Genomic DNA, 15,054 nt, shown 5'->3' with positions numbered 1-15,054 from the left:
CTTCTTGTCGATCAGTCATGCGCGCCATGCGAGGGGCGCGGCGAGGCCGGCACCGGGTGCAGCCCGCCACCACCGCCACCGTGCGAAGGCGCCACCGGATGGTCGGCCGACACGAAGTCGTCGCCGTGCGGCACTTCGCCGTGCAGCTTGAGCGGCCGGTTGCCCGCCAGGCGGCGCATCAGCACGTAGAACACCGGCGTCAGGAACAGGCCGAAGGCCGTCACGCCGATCATTCCGGCGAACACCGCCACGCCCATCGCCTTGCGCATCTCGGAGCCGGCACCGGTCGAGAGCACCAGGGGCAGCACACCCATCACGAAGGCCAGCGAGGTCATCAAGATGGGGCGCAGGCGCAGGCGACTCGCTTCGATCGCGGCCTGAATCGGCGTGCGTCCGGCGAACTCCAGCTCCCGTGCGAACTCCACGATCAGAATCGCGTTCTTCGCACTCAGCCCCACCAGCACGATCAACCCGATCTGCGTGAAGACGTTGTTGTCACCCCCCGAGATCCACACGCCCGCCATCGCGGCCATGATGCCCATGGGCACGATCAAGATGATCGCGATCGGCAGCGTCAGGCTTTCGTACTGCGCGGCCAGCACCAGGAACACCAGCAGGATCGCCAGCGGAAACACCAGGAAGGCGGAGTTGCCGGCCAGGATTTCCTGGTACGTCAGCTCGGTCCACTCGAAGCTCACGCCCTTGGGCAGCGTCTCGGCCGCGATCTTGGTGATCACGTCCTGCGCCTGGCCCGACGAATAACCGGGGGCCGGGCCGCCGTTGATGTCGGCGGCCAGGTAGCCGTTGTAGCGCATGGCGCGTTCCGGGCCGAAGGTCGAATTGACCTTCATCAGCGCGGCCAGCGGCACCATCTCGCCCGAGGTCGAGCGCACCTTCAGCATGCCGACGTCTTCGGCACGGGCGCGGTACGGCGCATCGGCCTGGACGCGCACGGAGTACGTGCGGCCGAACTTGTTGAAGTCGTTGGCATACAGGCTACCGAGGTAGATCTGCATCGTGTCGAAGATGTCCGTCACGGGCACGCCGAGCTGGCGCGCCTTGGTGCGGTCGATGTCGGCGTACAGCTGCGGCACGTTGACCTGCCAGCTCGTGAACATGCCCGTCAGCTCGGGCGCTGCATACGCCTTGGCCATGAAGGCCTTCACTGCGACGTCCATCTGGTCGTAGCCGACCGAGGCGCGGTCTTCGATCTGCAGCTTGAAGCCGCCGGTCGTGCCCAGGCCTGCCACCGGCGGCGGCGGGAACATCACGATGAACGCGTCCTGGATGCTCGAGAACGCACCGTTGAGCTGGCCGGCCACCGCCCCGCCGCTCTGGTCGGCGCGCTTGCGCTGGTCGAAGGGCTTGAGCGTGGCGAACACGATGCCCGAGTTCGAGCTGTTGGTGAAGCCGTTGATCGACAGGCCCGGGAAGGCAATGGCGTCTTCCACGTTCGGGTTCTTCTTCATGATCTCGCCCATGCGGGTGATCACCTCTTCCGTGCGGTCGAGCGTGGCACCGTCGGGCAGTTGCGCAAAACCGATGAGGTACTGCTTGTCCTGCGCCGGCACGAAGCCGCTGGGCACCGCCTTGAAGAGGCCGAAGGTCACGCCGACCAGCGCGAGGTAGATCACCAGCATCAGCGTCTTGCGCGAGATCACGCGCTTGACGCCGCCGCTGTAGGCCTCGGAGCCGCGATGGAAGAACTTGTTGAAGCCGCGGAACAGCCAGCCGAAGGCCTTGTCCATGCCGCGCGTCAGTGCGTCCTTCGGTTGGTCGTGGCCGCGCAGCAGCAGTGCCGCAAGAGCAGGCGACAGCGTCAGCGAGTTGATGGCCGAGATCACCGTCGAGATCGCGATGGTCACCGCGAACTGCTTGTAGAACTGGCCCGTGAGACCGCTGATGAACGCCAGCGGCACGAACACGGCCACGAGCACCAGCGCGATCGCGATGATGGGGCCCGACACTTCGCGCATGGCGCGGTACGTGGCTTCACGCGGCGTGAGCCCGGCCTCGATGTTGCGCTCGACGTTCTCCACCACCACGATGGCGTCGTCCACCACGATGCCGATCGCCAGCACCAGCCCGAACAGGCTCAGCGCGTTGATCGAGAAACCGAGGACGTGCAGCACCGCGAAGGTACCGATCACCGACACCGGCACGGCCAGCAGCGGAATGATGGAAGCGCGCCACGTTTGCAGGAACAGGATCACCACCAGCACCACCAGAGCGATGGCTTCGAGCAGCGTGTGGATCACCGATTCGATCGATGCGCGCACGAACTGCGTCGGGTCGTAGGCGATGCGGTATTCCAGGCCTTCGGGCATGTTCTTGTTCAGCTCTTCCATCGTCTTGCGGACGTTGGACGAGATGTCGAGCGCGTTGGAGCCCGGTGCCTGGAACACGCCCATGCCGACGGCCGGGTCGTTGTTCAGCAGCGAACGCAGCGAGTAGTCGGCGGCGCCCATTTCGAGGCGGCCGATGTCGCGCAGGCGCGTGACGGCGCCGTCGGTGCCGCTCTTGACGATGATGTCGCCGAACTCTTCTTCGCTCTGCAGGCGCCCTTGCGCATTGATCGACAGCTGCATGTCCACGCCCGACAGGCCCGGCGATGCGCCGACCACACCGGCCGCGGCCTGCACGTTCTGGCCACGAATCGCAGCCACCACGTCGCTGGCCGAGAGGCCGCGCTGCGCGACCTTCTGCGGGTCGAGCCAGACGCGCATGGAGTAGTCGCCGCCGCCGAAGATCTGGACCTGGCCCACGCCTTCGATGCGCGCCAGCGGGTCCTTCACGTTCAGCACCGCGTAGTTGCGCAGGTAGTTGATGTCGTAGCGGTTGTTCGGCGAGACGAGGTGAACCACCATCGTCAGGTCGGGCGCGCTCTTGACGGTCGTGATGCCCAGGCGCCGCACTTCTTCGGGCAGGCGCGGCTCGGCTTGCGAGACGCGGTTCTGCACCAGTTGCTGGGCCTTGTCGGGATCGGTGCCGAGGCGGAAGGTGACGGTCAGCGTCATCACGCCGTCGGTCGTCGCCTGGCTGCCCATGTAGAGCATGCCTTCGACGCCGTTGATCTGCTCTTCGAGCGGCGTGGCCACCGTTTCAGCAATCACCTTCGGGTTGGCGCCGGGGTACGTTGCGCGCACCACCACCGAAGGCGGCGCGACTTCGGGGTACTCCGAGATCGGCAGGCCGCGCAGCGCAATCAGGCCCGCGATCAGCATCAGTAGCGACAGCACGCCGGCAAAGATCGGCCTGTCGATGAAGAATTTTGAGAGATTCATGTTGGTTCTCCGGCGGGCGCCAGGGCGCCCTCCTCCGAAATCAGGACTTCGCGGCCTCGGCCACGCGTTCCGGTTGTTGTTGCTTCGTGTCCGCCTTGGCGTCCATGGTCACGGTCTGCGGCACCACCAGTGCACCCGGGCGGATGTGCTGCAGGCCGTTCACCACCACGCGATCGCCGGCCTTCAGGCCCTTGCTCACGACGCGCAGACCGTTGATGGGCCCACCCAGCGTCACCTCGCGGTACATGGCCTTGTTGTCGTCACCCACGACCATCACGAACTTCTTGTTCTGGTCGGTGCCAATGGCACGCTCGCTCACCAGCAGCGCGGTGTCGTTGCGGGCCTGGCCCATGCGGATGCGGGCGAACTGGCCGGGAATGAGCGCGCCGTCCTTGTTGTCGAACGAGGCGCGCACACGCACGGTGCCGCTGCGGGCGTCGACCTGGTTGTCGATCAGCTGCAGCTTGCCGGTGAAGGGGGTGCCTTCCAGGCCGGCGGTGCCCATCTGCACGGGGATCGTGTCGATCTGGCCGCGGGCGCCGGCGTTGGCCGGCAGGTCCTTCAGCGCGCGGGTGATCACCTGCTCGTCGGCGTCGAAGCTCGCGTAGATCGGGCTCACCGACACCAGCGTGGTCAGCACGGGCGCGCCGGGGCCGGCGGCCACCAGGTTGCCCACGGTCACTTCGAGCTTGCCGATGCGGCCCGACACCGGTGCGCGCACCTGGGTGTAGCCCAGGCTCAGGCGTGCGGTCTGCAGCGAGGCTTGCGCGGCGCGCAGGTTGGCTTCGGCTTCGCGGCCGGCGTTCACGCGCTCGTCGAGTTCACGCTGCGCGATGGCCTGCTCGTCCCACAGGCGCTTGGCGCGTTCCTGCTCGCTGCGGCTGAAGGCCTGGCGGGCTTGGGCCGAGGCAACCTGCGCTTCGGCACGCTCCACCTCGGCAACGTACGGTGCGCGGTCGATGGTGATCAGCAGGTCGCCCTGCTTCACCAGCGCGCCTTCGCGAAAGTGCACCGACTGCACGGCGCCCGCCACGCGCGAGCGCACATCGACGCGCTCCACGGCTTCGAGGCGGCCCGAGAACTCGTCCCAGGCGTTGATCTCGCTCGACGCCACGGTGGCCACCGACACCGGCGTGCCCTGTTGCGCGGCCACCGGGGCGGTCGCCTCGGCCTTGAAGCTGTACATGCCCACCACCGCGGCGGCCACGGCCAGCACCGCGGTGAGGCCGGTCACGGCAGGCCACAGCCCCTTGCGGGCGGTGGAAGACAGCGTGTGTTCGTTCTTGTTCGACATGATGGTTCGTCCTTCTCGATGACTTTTTCGGGATGCAACAGGCCATCCCGGCGCCGGCGGCGTCAGGAGGCGGAATTCAGAGAACAGAAAGCCCTGCCACCCGCCTCGGTGGAGGCGGCGGCTTGGTTCAGGGGGAGGAGCGGACCCTCGCGGGTCTAGCTGGGCTCAGGGACCGCCGGGGGCGGTGTGGTGGCGCTGAAGAACTCGCGGAAGTGCTGCTGCACGCTGGCTTCGCAGGATGCGCATCCCACGGCCTCGGTGTCGTACAGCGCCTTGGGCCAGTTGTCGGCGCCGGTCAGCACGCTGCTCGTGACCTCGATGCCGGCCGACCGCAGCCGGCCTGCGAAGGTCATGGCCTCGTCGCGCATCGCGTCGTCGGGCCCCACCAGCACCAGCGCCGGTGCCAGGGCGGCCAGCCGCAGCGATCCGCTCGGCACCGCATAGGGGTGCGTGGCGTTCGACGGACAGCTCAAATACTTGGCCCAGCCCGTGGCCCAGCGGCATTCGGCTTCGTCGTTCGTGGCATTGCGCAGCGAGGCGGTGCCGGCGCACGGGTCGAGCATGGGCGACAGCAGGATCTGGCCTGCCAGCGGCGGATGGGCGCGGTCGCGGGCCACCAGGGCCACGCTGGCCGCCAGGTTGCCGCCGGCCTCTTCGCCGGCCAGGTACACCTGGGCGCCCTTGCCGCCGAGCTTCACGCGCTGCTTGTAGAGCCATTCGAGCGCCGCATAGCCCACCTCGACCGGCTCCGGGAACGGGGCCGCCGGGGCCAGCGGGTAGTCGAGCGACACCACCACCGCACCCGCGCCAGCCAGCAGCCGGGCCACATTGCGGCCGTTGTCGAGGTTGCCGCAGATGAAGGTGCCGCCATGGAAGTGCAGCACCAGCGGCACGGTCTCACCCCGTGGACGCTGACCGTAGACACGGGCAGCCACGGGCTCGCGGCCGGGCAGCTCGATCGACAGATCGGACTCCACGCCTTGTGCCGCGGCAAGCGCAGCAGCTTCAGCGGACCGGGACGATGGACGGGGTGACATGGGCGACCTCAGGGATATGGGCGATGGTTGAAATATAAGGCGCTACATGCGCGTTGAAACAGGAAACACAGCCCTACTCTGTTTCCAAACGGAGAACAATCGGACACACCATAGGGGTGCGTTCCTTGTGTGAGAATCCGCCTCCTTCCGGCATACGCCGGTCTCCCTGAACAGGCATTCGATGGATCAAATCCAGGCAATGCGGATCTTTGTCCGCGTGGTGGAAGCCGGCACCTTCACCCGTGCCGCCGACTCTCTGGCCCTGCCCAAGGGCACCGTCACCAAGCAGATCCAGGCGCTGGAAGCGCGCCTGCACGTGAAGCTGCTCAACCGCACGACGCGACGCGTGACCGTCACGCCCGACGGCGCCGCCTACTTCGAGCGCGCGGCGCGGCTGCTGAACGACTTCGACGACATGGAAGCCAGCATGACGAATGCGCAGGCCAACCCCACGGGGCGGCTGCGCATCGATGTGGGCACCTCGGTGGCGCAGCAGATCATCCTGCCCAACCTGGCCAGCTTCTGCGACCGCTACCCCGACATCCAGGTCGACCTGGGTGTGAGCGACCGCACCGTCGACCTGATCAGCGACAACGTCGACTGCGTGATCCGCGCGGGTGAACTCAGCGACCAGTCGCTGGTGGCGCGCCGCATCGGCACCCTGCACTTCGTCACCGTGGCCTCGCCGGCCTACATCAAGCGCTATGGTGCGCCGCAGCATCCCAACGACATCGAGAAGCGCCACCACGTCGTGAGCTACTTCTCGGGCACCACCCGGCGCGTGTACCCGCACGAGTTCAAGAAGGGCGACGAGTACATCGAGCTGAACGGCCCCTACCGCGTGTCGGTCAACGAGAGCAACGCGCACATGACGGCCGTGCTCGCGGGCTTCGGCCTGTCGCAGTGCATCACCTTCTCGGCCGAGCCGCTGCTGGAAACCGGCGAACTCGTCGAGGTGCTGGCCGACTGGCAGCGCGACCCGCTGCCGATTCATGTGGTGTACCCGCCGAACCGGCACCTGAGTGCGAAGGTGCGGGCGTTTGTGGACTGGGCGGCGGATCTGTTTGCGAAGAATCCGCGGTTGCAGAAGCGCTGAGGGGCTTCTTTCCGGCCCTTCAGGGCTGGATCAGCGCTGCCACGGCGCGCGCCGACGGCGCTTCTTCCCTGGACAGGTGCTCGACCAGGCTGCGCCGGTCGGCCTCGGTGCGCTGCTGCGAGAGAAAGCGCTTGCCGGTCAGCGCGAGGATGTCGATCTCGAAGCCGACCAGCCGCTGCAGTGCGTCTTCGACGAACTCGGGCGATGCATCGGCGAGCGACCAAGGCTCTTCGCGATTTGCTTCCTGCGACTGTGTCAGCGCTTCGAGGTGCGAGCGCAGCCAGGCCCCGTCTTCGATGAACCGCAACCGCCCCGTCGCCTGCACTGCGATGTAGTTCCAGCTCGGCGCCAGCCGCCCGCTGCGCTGGCCATTGACGTACCAGCGCGGGGAGATGAACGCGTTCGGACTCTGGAACACGACGGTGACGTCGCACCCCTCGCGCGCCTCGCTGGTCCATAGGGAATGGCTGCGGGCCACGTGACCTGCCAGAACGCCGTGCGGGCCGCGGTCGATCACCTCCAGTGGCAACAGGTTCGCATCGACCGAGCTGCCCACGACCGTGAAGAGCGTGGCCAGCGGATAAGCGCGCATGAGCCGGTGAAGCTCGTCAAGCGCTTCGACGGCGAAGAGGGGCTGGATGTGCACGGGGGAGACCTTTCGGGGGATCGATGCCCACCAAGTATTGCGCCCCCTCCCCTCCATCACAGTCGCATGGAGGTCACCCTACCCCGTCGCAGGTCAGTAGACCGGCTCGCACCGCACCTCAGTCTTCACCGAATTCGCAATGAAGCACTCCTCGTGCGCCCGATGGTGCAAGTGCTCGATCTGCTCCCGCGTCGGCAGGTTCTCACCCGAAAAGCTCACCTGTGGTCGCAGCGTGACCAGAGTCATCGCCATCTTTCCCTCAGCGTTCTTTTCCATCACGCCCGTGGCCGCGTCGACATAACGGTCGACCACGAACTTGCGCTTCACCGCCATGGTGAGGAACCACAGCATGTGGCAGCTGGACAGCGAGGCCACGAACATCTCTTCCGGATCGACGGCAGACGCATCGGAGAACGGCAGCGGCACCACATGCGGCGACGAAGAGCCCGGCACCTCGGCACCACCGTCGAAGCGCAGCACATGGTGGCGGCTGTAGGTGTTGGCCAGGAAGTCCTGGTCGCCCCGCTCCCAGACGATCTCGGCGGTGTACTCGGACATGGGTCGTGCTCCTCGATGAATGAAATGAATGAATGGATGTCAGACGCTCATCAGCTTCACGATCAGCGGCACCAGCAGCGCGGTCGCGATGCCGTTGAGCCCCATCGCCAGCGCCGAGAAGGCACCTGCGGTTTCGTTCACCTGGATGGCCCGCGCGGTGCCGATGCCGTGTGCCGCCATGCCGACCGCAAAGCCGCGTACCGCGGGTTCCTTGATGCGCAGCAGGTTCAGCAAACCGGTGGCCATGATCGCGCCCGAGATGCCGGCGATGGCTGCAGCCACGGCCGCCAGCGACGGCAGGCCGCCGATCTTTTCGGCCACGCCCATCGCGATCGGCATGGTGGCCGACTTGGGTGCGAGCGACATCAGCAGTTCGTGCGAACCACCGAGCACCCAGCCGATGCCGATGGCCGACACGATGGCAGCCACCGAGCCCACCAGCAGCGCCACGCCGATCGGCAGCCACAGGCGCCGCAGGCGACCGACCTGGCTGTACAGCGGCACGGCCAGCGCCACGGTGGCCGGGCCGATGAGGAAGTGGACGAACTTGGCGCCTTCAAAGTAGGTGTCGTAGGGCGTGCGTGTGAGCAGCAGCACGCCCACGATGACGATCACCGACACCAGCACCGGATTGACCATCGGGTTGCGTCCGCTGCGCGCGTGCAGCCACAGCGCGCCCAGATAGGCCAGCAGCGTGAGCGACAGCCACAGCAGCGGCGACTGGGCCAGGAAGACCCAGATCTCGGAGAGTTTGGCGGGCGCGTTCATTCAGCGTCCTTGCCGGTGATGCGGATCATCCAGCGCAGCGTGAGCGCGGTCACCGCCATGGTGAAGGCGCCGCCCACGACACCGGCCGCCAGGAACGGCAGCCACTCGCGCCCCACGCGCTCGAAATGCAGCATGACGCCGGTCACCGCCGGAATGAACAGCAGCATCAGGTTGCGCAGCAGATGGCCCGACGTGTCGGTCAGCGCTTCCGGCACGCCGCCACGCACGAGCAGGCCGACGAAGAGCAGCAGCATGCCGATCAGCGGACCGGGGATCGGCAGCGACAGCCATTGCACGAGCAGTTCGCCCGCGAGCTGGCACAGAAAGAGCGTGGTGATGGCGTAGAGCATGGGCCTGTTTGTTTTCCTTTTTTGCGACAGCCCTATTGTGGTGCGAGGTGCGTTCAGCCGCTGTGTCGTGCGGCCCGTGCCCACGCGGCCTTCAATGCCTGCTGGCTGGCCGGCGGCAGCACGCCCAGGCGCAGGTGCCCCGGCAGGCCGAAGGAGGCGCAGTCGCGCAGCTTGATGCCCTCGGCGCGCAGCGCGGCAGCGCGGGGCGGATACGGCGTGTCAGGCCGTGCGCCGAAGAAGTTGGCGTCGCCGGGCAGCACCTCCCAACCGAGCGATTCGCAGACGGCGCGTTGCCGCGCCTTCCAGTCGCGCAGGATGTCGAGGCTGCGCGCGAGCCAGCCTTGCGCTTCGTCGGTGGTCCAAGTGGTGAGCAGCGCCACGCCGTGTGTGCCCAGCGGCCACGACGGCGCGATGCGCTCGAGCCGCTCCAGCAGCGGGCCGGCCACGTCGACGTTCGCGGGCGCGATGGCGTAGGCAGCGCGGATGCCGGTGAGGCCCATGGCCTTGTTCGGTGTCCACAGTTGCCAGACGCGGTCGCGCTGCGCGTCGTCGTGCGACGGCTGGCCTTCGAGGCGCAGCGGTTCATAGGCCATGTCGAGCACGCAGACCACATCGCTCGCGGCATGCTGCGCGATGTCGGACTGCGGCTGGCCGAACGGGCTCGACGGTTCGCAGCACCAGCGCAACGCGGCGCCGTCGGCCTCTTCGGGCGCGCGCCGCACGCCGAGGCCCCAGGCCCCGGCGGCGCGTTCGTAATCGCCGTAGCTGTGTGCGGGCAGCCAGACATCTCCACCGCCGTTCTGCGCCACGGCAGCGCTGATGCGGTGGATGAATTCGCTCGCGCTCGCGGCGATCGCGATGCGCTCCACGGACACGCCGTGGAAATCGGCGAGCGCGGCGCGCAGCGCGGTGTAGCGCGGATCGGGATAGTGCGCCGCGTCGGCCTCGCGCAGTGCGGCCAGCACCACGGGACACGAGCCGACCGCGTTGCCGTTGGTCGAGAAGTCGTGCGGCGCGGCGCCCGTCTCGTCGGGGCCGCCGTGCACCATGGCTTGATTCATCATGCCCACCTCGCCAGCAGCGGCGACAGCATCGCCAGCGAAGCGATCACTGCCAGCCCCCACGCCGCCCGTTCGCCGAGCTGCGCCGTGCGCGCGGTGTCGGCCGAGGTGGCGGCGCGCCCTTCCCCGTTCAGCGCATAGACACCCGGCTTCGCAAGCCGCACACCCAGCAGCAGCGCCATCGCGCCCATCGGCCAGCCGCTGTTGGGCGACGGTGTGCGGCGCGCTTCGCGGGCCACGCCGCGCGGCCAGCGGCCGGCCGCGAGCGCCAGCAGCAGCACGGTGAGGCGCGCGGGCAGCCACGAGAGCACGTCGTCGGCACGTGCGGCCCACTTGCCGAACCAGGTCCAGTCGCGCCCACCGCGTTCGCCGCGGTAGCCCCACATGGCATCGGCGGTGTTGGCGAAGCGGTAGAGCGCCGCGCCCGGCAGGCCGAACAGCACGAACCAGAACACGGGCGCCACCAGCGAGTCGTTGAGGTTCTCGGCCAGCGATTCGATGGCGCTTTCTCGCACCTCGCGCTCGCTCAGCACCGAGACATCGCGGCTCACGAGGCGCGCGAGCCGTGCGCGGCCGGCGTCGAGCGATTCGCCCAGTGCGGTCTCGACCGCCAGCACCTCGTCGCGCAGCATGCGCCATGCAAAGAGCGGCTTGAACGCGAGCCCGAGCACCACGGCCATGGCCCAGACCGGCAGCCATTGCATCGCCAGGCTCTGCACCGCCGACGCGACGGCGAACGCAGCCATCGCGCCCACGCACCAGCCGAGCGCGCCCATCGCGAAGCCCGGCAGGTCGCGCGGCTTCGCGTCGGCGGCACGCGGTGCGAGGCGGCTGCCGATCCAGTCCAGGTAGCGGCCCATCCACACGACGGGATGCAGCGCTGCAGGCGGCTCGCCCAGCCAGCGGTCGACGGCCAGTGCCAGCCACAGGGCGGCGACCAGCGCGAGGGCGAAGACGGTGAAGGGATCGAGCGCGGGCATGGAAGGCATTCTCGTGAATCAGGCGGCGGGCATGGCCCGGCCGCGCCGCCATTGCACCAGCGCGCCGATGGCCAGCAGCAAGGCGGCGCCGAATGCGGCGAGCAGGCGCGGCAGCACGGCGGATGGTGGCGGGGGCGATGGGGTGTCGGCGATGGGCTTCAGCTGGAGGCCGGTCACGGGCTGGGCCAGATCTGGCGTGGTGGGCGATTCGGGCGCAGGCGTCGGCGCTTCGACGGGCGCGATGGGCGGCGTGGCAACGACCGGCGCAGGTGCAGTCACAGCCGATGGTGATGGCACCAACGCCGCCTGCGCAAACCGCTGCACCGCCTCGTTCCGCTCCCGCAGCCCCGTGGCGCGCACCGCCTCCGTGTAGGCCTGCGCCAGCTCGCGCCGCGTCGCGACATCGGGCTTCCAGTAGTTCAGCCGCACGGCATCGAGCATGCGTTCCAGCGTCTGCGCGAAGGCGGCGCGGTTCTCGCGCTCCAGCCACTGCCGCGTGCCGAGCTTGTAGGTGTCGTGCACATACACCTCGTGCAGCGACTGCCAGTGGTCCGCGCGCACGGCCGCGGGCGCGGTCGCCTGCCAGCCCCAGAGGAACTGCGCGGTCTTGAGCACCTGCAGCGCGCCGCTGTAGCCCTCGGCCTTCTGCGCCTCGATCCACTGGGGATGCAGGTAGCGCGTCTGCATCTCGCGCGCGATGGCGCCAGCGGCGGTGTCGGTGCGCACGGCCGCGCCGTCGCGCAGGTTCTGCACGTACAGCGCCGGGTCCTTGCCCGTGAGGTGGCGCACGGCGAGTGCGATGCCGCCCAGGTACTGGAACGGGTCGTCGTTGGTCAGCACGCCGTAGAGATTGGAGGTGCGCGCCATCAGCGCCGCATCGACCTGCGCGAGGTTGCCCGCGAAGGCGCCCGCGCGCGTCGCGCCGTCGAGGCCGCGCCCGTAGGCGTGGCCCATGCGGTCCATGTAGAGCCCGGCCATCTGCGCGTCGCCGCCGCCGCGCTGCTGGCCCTTCCAGAGTTCGGTGGCGAGCACCGCTTCTTCGAGCCCGGCGCCGTAGCTGCCCTGCTCGTTCGAGAACACGCGCGCGGTCGACCAGCGCCGCGCCTCGGCCGCCGTCGCGCCCTCGGCGCGCAGCGTGCGCGCCATCGCCTCGCTGTGTTGCGCGACCGCGTTGCCGGGCTCGTCGAGCGCGGCCACCTGCTGCACGGCCTCGTCGAGCCAGCGCATCACGTGCGGGAACTGGTCGCGGTACGAACCGGTGACGCTGATCAGCACGTCCATGCGCGGCCGTTTCAGCACCGCGGCCGGCACGATCTCGATGCCGACCATGCGCCCGGCTTCGTCCCAGCGCGGCTTCACGCCGAGTGCGTGGAAGGCCTGGCTCTCGGTCACGCCCTGGTGGCGCGAAGCCTCGCCGGCCCAGAGCGTGAAGGCGATCTTTTGCGGCGGCCGGCCGCCGTGGGTGCGGGCGTGTGCAGCGATCCATTCGTCCATCGCGGCGACGCCGGTGTCCCAGGCGGCGCGCGTGGGCACGCGGCTGGGGTCGAAGCCGTAGAGGTTGCGGCCGGTCGGCAGGCTGTCGGGGTCGCGCACCGGGTCGCCGCCGTAGCGCGATTTCAGGTAGCGGCCGTCGAGCGCGGTGAGCAGGCCTTCGATTTCTTCGTTGTGAGCCAGCACCGCGTCGAGTGCGCGGGCCCGTGCGGCCAGGGCGCGCAAAGGTTCAGCGTCGGCCGTGTCATGGCCCGCCAGCACGGCTTCCAGCCAACGCGCAGGCTTCGACGCTGCAATGCCCTGCGCATCGGTCAGGAACATCTCGTCCAGGTCTTCGCCCATCGCCTGCGCCACGGGCTTGCCGAGGATCTGCAGGATGGTCTGGCGCCGCCGCTGCGCATCGGGCGCCTCGCCGAAGGTCGCCAGGCCCAGCGGTTGCGCGGTCTGCGCCAGCTCGTCGAGGTACGGATGAAGCACGGCGATGAAGCCGGCGAAATCGGCGCGGATGCGTGCGGGCGTCCATTGCAGGTCACGGTCGTAGTGCTGGGCGACGAAGTCGGCGGTGAGGCGCCGCTCCATCGCGGTCTTCACCGCGCCGGGCGCCAGCGTTTCCCAGTCGTGCAGGCGGTCGTGCATTTCGCGCACGCCGGGGCGGAAGCCTGCGGGCGCGAACATCGGTGTCGAATGGCTCACCATCGTCGCGCGACCGCGGCGCTTCGCGGTGGTCGCTTCGCCGAGGTTGTCCATGATGTACGGGTAGACGTTGGGCACATCGCCCAGCGCGAGCAGCGGATCGTCCTGCACCGAGAGCCCGCGCTCCTTGCCCGCCGACCACTCGACCGTGCCGTGCGTGCCCACGTGCACCAGTGCGTCGGCGCCGAAGCGGCTGCGCAGCCAGAGGTAGGTCGCGAGGTAGCCGTGGCTCAGCGGCACGGCCGCACGGTGGTACACCTGCTGCGCCTTGTCGGCCACCTGCGTGCCGGGCTCGAAGCGCGGCGGCTGGCGCAGCACGACCACCTGGCCGAACTGCACGCGCGGCACAACGAAGGCCGGCGCGCCGGCCACGGGCCGCAGCATGGCCGACGCTTCGGGCGGGCCCCAGTAGGCTTCGATGCGGCCTTGCGTCTCCACGGGCAGCGCGCGGAACCATGCGAGGTACTGCGACAGCGGCAGCGTGTCGGCCAACCCCTGGTCGATCAGCGGCTGCAGCGCGTCGCCGCCCTGCGCCGTCGGGTAGTAGGCCTTCATCGTGGCCTGCACCTGCGCGATGACGGCATCTGCGCCCGGTGCCTCGGTGCGGTAGCCGGCCGCCTGCATCGCGGACAGCATCCGGTCGACGCTGCGCGGCACGTTGAGGAACGATGCGCCGAAGTTGGCCTCGCCCGGCGGGTAGTTGTAGACCAGCATCGCCACGCGGCGCTCGGCGACGGGCGTGCGGCGCAGGCGCAGCAGCGCGGCGGCCTTGTCGGCCACGGCGTCGATCTGTGCGGGCAGCGGCTGCAGGCTGCCGGTGACGGCGTCGCGTGCCGTCACAAGCATCGGGTCTGTCATGCCTGTGAGTTCGCTCGGACTGTAGTAGGCCGCGATGTCGGTCTGCGCGAGGCCGTCCTTGCTGCGCGCCCATTGCGACGCATCCATGGCCAGCGACGGCAGCGTCTGCAGCACGGGCACGCCGATGCGTTCGAGTTCGGCCTTGCGTTCGTTCGGGCTGAACACCAGCGCGGCGTTGATGAGGAGGTCGGCCACGCGACGCTCGCTCTCGCCAGCGTGCGTCATGCGGAAGAACAGATCCTTCTGCTGGCGCGGGCCGTAGAAGGCATAGGCGCGCAGGCCGCGTTGTGCGAGCGTGCCGATCAGGCGGTCGAGCCAGTCGGTGTCGTCGCCGGTGAGCGTGGCGCTGTTGACCGCGATGGCGACGGTGCCCTGTCCGCCCGGCAGTGCCTCGACGGTCGCGGTGTTGGTTTCGACGCGCGGCCAGTCGGGGTGATAGAAGCCCGCGAGCGGCAACGGCACGGGGTCAGGCAGCCCGACTGCATCACCGACACGTGCCATCGCCTGCATCGAGGCTTTCAGATTCGCTTCACCTGGGAAGCGCCAGTAGGCGCGCAGCCGTTGCGCCCAGGCTGCATCGATGCCGTGCTCGGCCGCGAGCGGTGGCACCTCGGGTGGTTTCTGGCCTTTCGCCACGAGCGCGAACTCACCGATCTGCACGTAGGGAACCGGGCTGCGCGCGATGACGTCACCGAAGCGCGCAGCCGCCGACTGGGCGACGCTGAGGTGCGGTGCATCGATGACCAGCAGGCGCGCACCATCGAGCGCGGCGGCCAGCGCATCGGGCGTGTCCTGCGCGGCCGACACCACCTGCAACGGCACGCCGGTCGCACGCGCTGCCGTCTGCAATCGCACCACGCGCGCCGGCGACACCAGCGCCGTGCTCAGCACGACCACACGAGACTCGGCCGCCATCGCAGGCTGCACCCCAAGGCACA

General features: G+C 68.9%; 11 protein-coding genes. 1 reads left to right on the top strand and 10 read right to left on the bottom strand.

Going from position 1 to position 15,054, the window contains the following annotated elements; all coding sequences use genetic code 11:
- Positions 1 to 11 precede the first annotated feature (11 nt).
- The 3 genes from IG196_RS13495 to IG196_RS13485 form a co-directional block, all read right to left on the bottom strand.
- Positions 12 to 3,284: an efflux RND transporter permease subunit gene (locus tag IG196_RS13495; protein WP_192196552.1), complete on the bottom strand. Its 3,273-nt coding sequence runs from the start codon at positions 3,282 to 3,284 to the stop codon at positions 12 to 14.
- Between the two features lie 40 nt (positions 3,285 to 3,324).
- Positions 3,325 to 4,578: an efflux RND transporter periplasmic adaptor subunit gene (locus tag IG196_RS13490; RefSeq protein WP_192196551.1), complete on the bottom strand. Its 1,254-nt coding sequence runs from the start codon at positions 4,576 to 4,578 to the stop codon at positions 3,325 to 3,327.
- A gap of 155 nt (positions 4,579 to 4,733) precedes the next feature.
- Positions 4,734 to 5,615: an alpha/beta hydrolase gene (locus IG196_RS13485; RefSeq protein WP_192196550.1), complete on the bottom strand. Its 882-nt coding sequence runs from the start codon at positions 5,613 to 5,615 to the stop codon at positions 4,734 to 4,736.
- A 181-nt stretch (positions 5,616 to 5,796) separates the two neighbouring features.
- Between IG196_RS13485 and IG196_RS13480 the strand changes: the two genes are divergently transcribed.
- The gene (locus IG196_RS13480) at positions 5,797 to 6,711 is read left to right on the top strand and encodes a LysR family transcriptional regulator (protein ID WP_153284468.1); all 915 of its coding nucleotides are present in this window, start codon (positions 5,797 to 5,799) and stop codon (positions 6,709 to 6,711) included.
- A gap of 19 nt (positions 6,712 to 6,730) precedes the next feature.
- On the opposite strand, the gene IG196_RS13475 is transcribed toward IG196_RS13480, so the two are convergent.
- The 7 genes from IG196_RS13475 to cobN all read right to left on the bottom strand — a co-directional run bounded on the left by IG196_RS13475 (position 6,731) and on the right by cobN (position 15,031).
- Entirely contained in the window at positions 6,731 to 7,357 is a 627-nt protein-coding gene (locus tag IG196_RS13475; protein WP_192196549.1) for an FMN-binding negative transcriptional regulator, read from the bottom strand.
- 93 nt (positions 7,358 to 7,450) lie between these two features.
- On the bottom strand, positions 7,451 to 7,915 hold the full coding sequence (locus IG196_RS13470; RefSeq protein ID WP_192196548.1) for an OsmC family protein: 465 nt from the start codon (positions 7,913 to 7,915) through the stop codon (positions 7,451 to 7,453).
- A gap of 39 nt (positions 7,916 to 7,954) precedes the next feature.
- Entirely contained in the window at positions 7,955 to 8,683 is a 729-nt protein-coding gene (locus tag IG196_RS13465) for an LrgB family protein (RefSeq protein ID WP_099796765.1), read from the bottom strand.
- Positions 8,680 to 9,033, bottom strand: coding sequence for a CidA/LrgA family protein (locus IG196_RS13460; RefSeq protein WP_099796764.1), 354 nt, complete (start codon positions 9,031 to 9,033; stop codon positions 8,680 to 8,682). Before IG196_RS13460 ends, IG196_RS13465 begins: the two co-directional genes overlap by 4 nt.
- 53 nt (positions 9,034 to 9,086) lie before the next feature.
- Complete coding sequence (locus tag IG196_RS13455) at positions 9,087 to 10,097, bottom strand: aminotransferase class I/II-fold pyridoxal phosphate-dependent enzyme (protein ID WP_192196547.1); 1,011 nt, start codon at positions 10,095 to 10,097, stop codon at positions 9,087 to 9,089.
- Positions 10,094 to 11,074 (bottom strand): adenosylcobinamide-phosphate synthase CbiB, encoded by a 981-nt coding sequence (gene cbiB, locus IG196_RS13450; RefSeq protein WP_192197002.1) that lies wholly within the window; start codon positions 11,072 to 11,074, stop codon positions 10,094 to 10,096. Before cbiB ends, IG196_RS13455 begins: the two co-directional genes overlap by 4 nt.
- An 18-nt stretch (positions 11,075 to 11,092) precedes the next feature.
- On the bottom strand, positions 11,093 to 15,031 hold the full coding sequence (gene cobN, locus IG196_RS13445; RefSeq protein ID WP_192196546.1) for a cobaltochelatase subunit CobN: 3,939 nt from the start codon (positions 15,029 to 15,031) through the stop codon (positions 11,093 to 11,095).
- Positions 15,032 to 15,054: the final 23 nt, after the last annotated feature.

Source organism: Variovorax sp. 38R (assembly GCF_014843395.1).
GTDB lineage: Bacteria > Pseudomonadota > Gammaproteobacteria > Burkholderiales > Burkholderiaceae_C > Variovorax > Variovorax paradoxus_H.
Note: the sequence above shows the minus strand (reverse complement) of the source record. Positions and strands in the feature narration are given on the sequence as shown.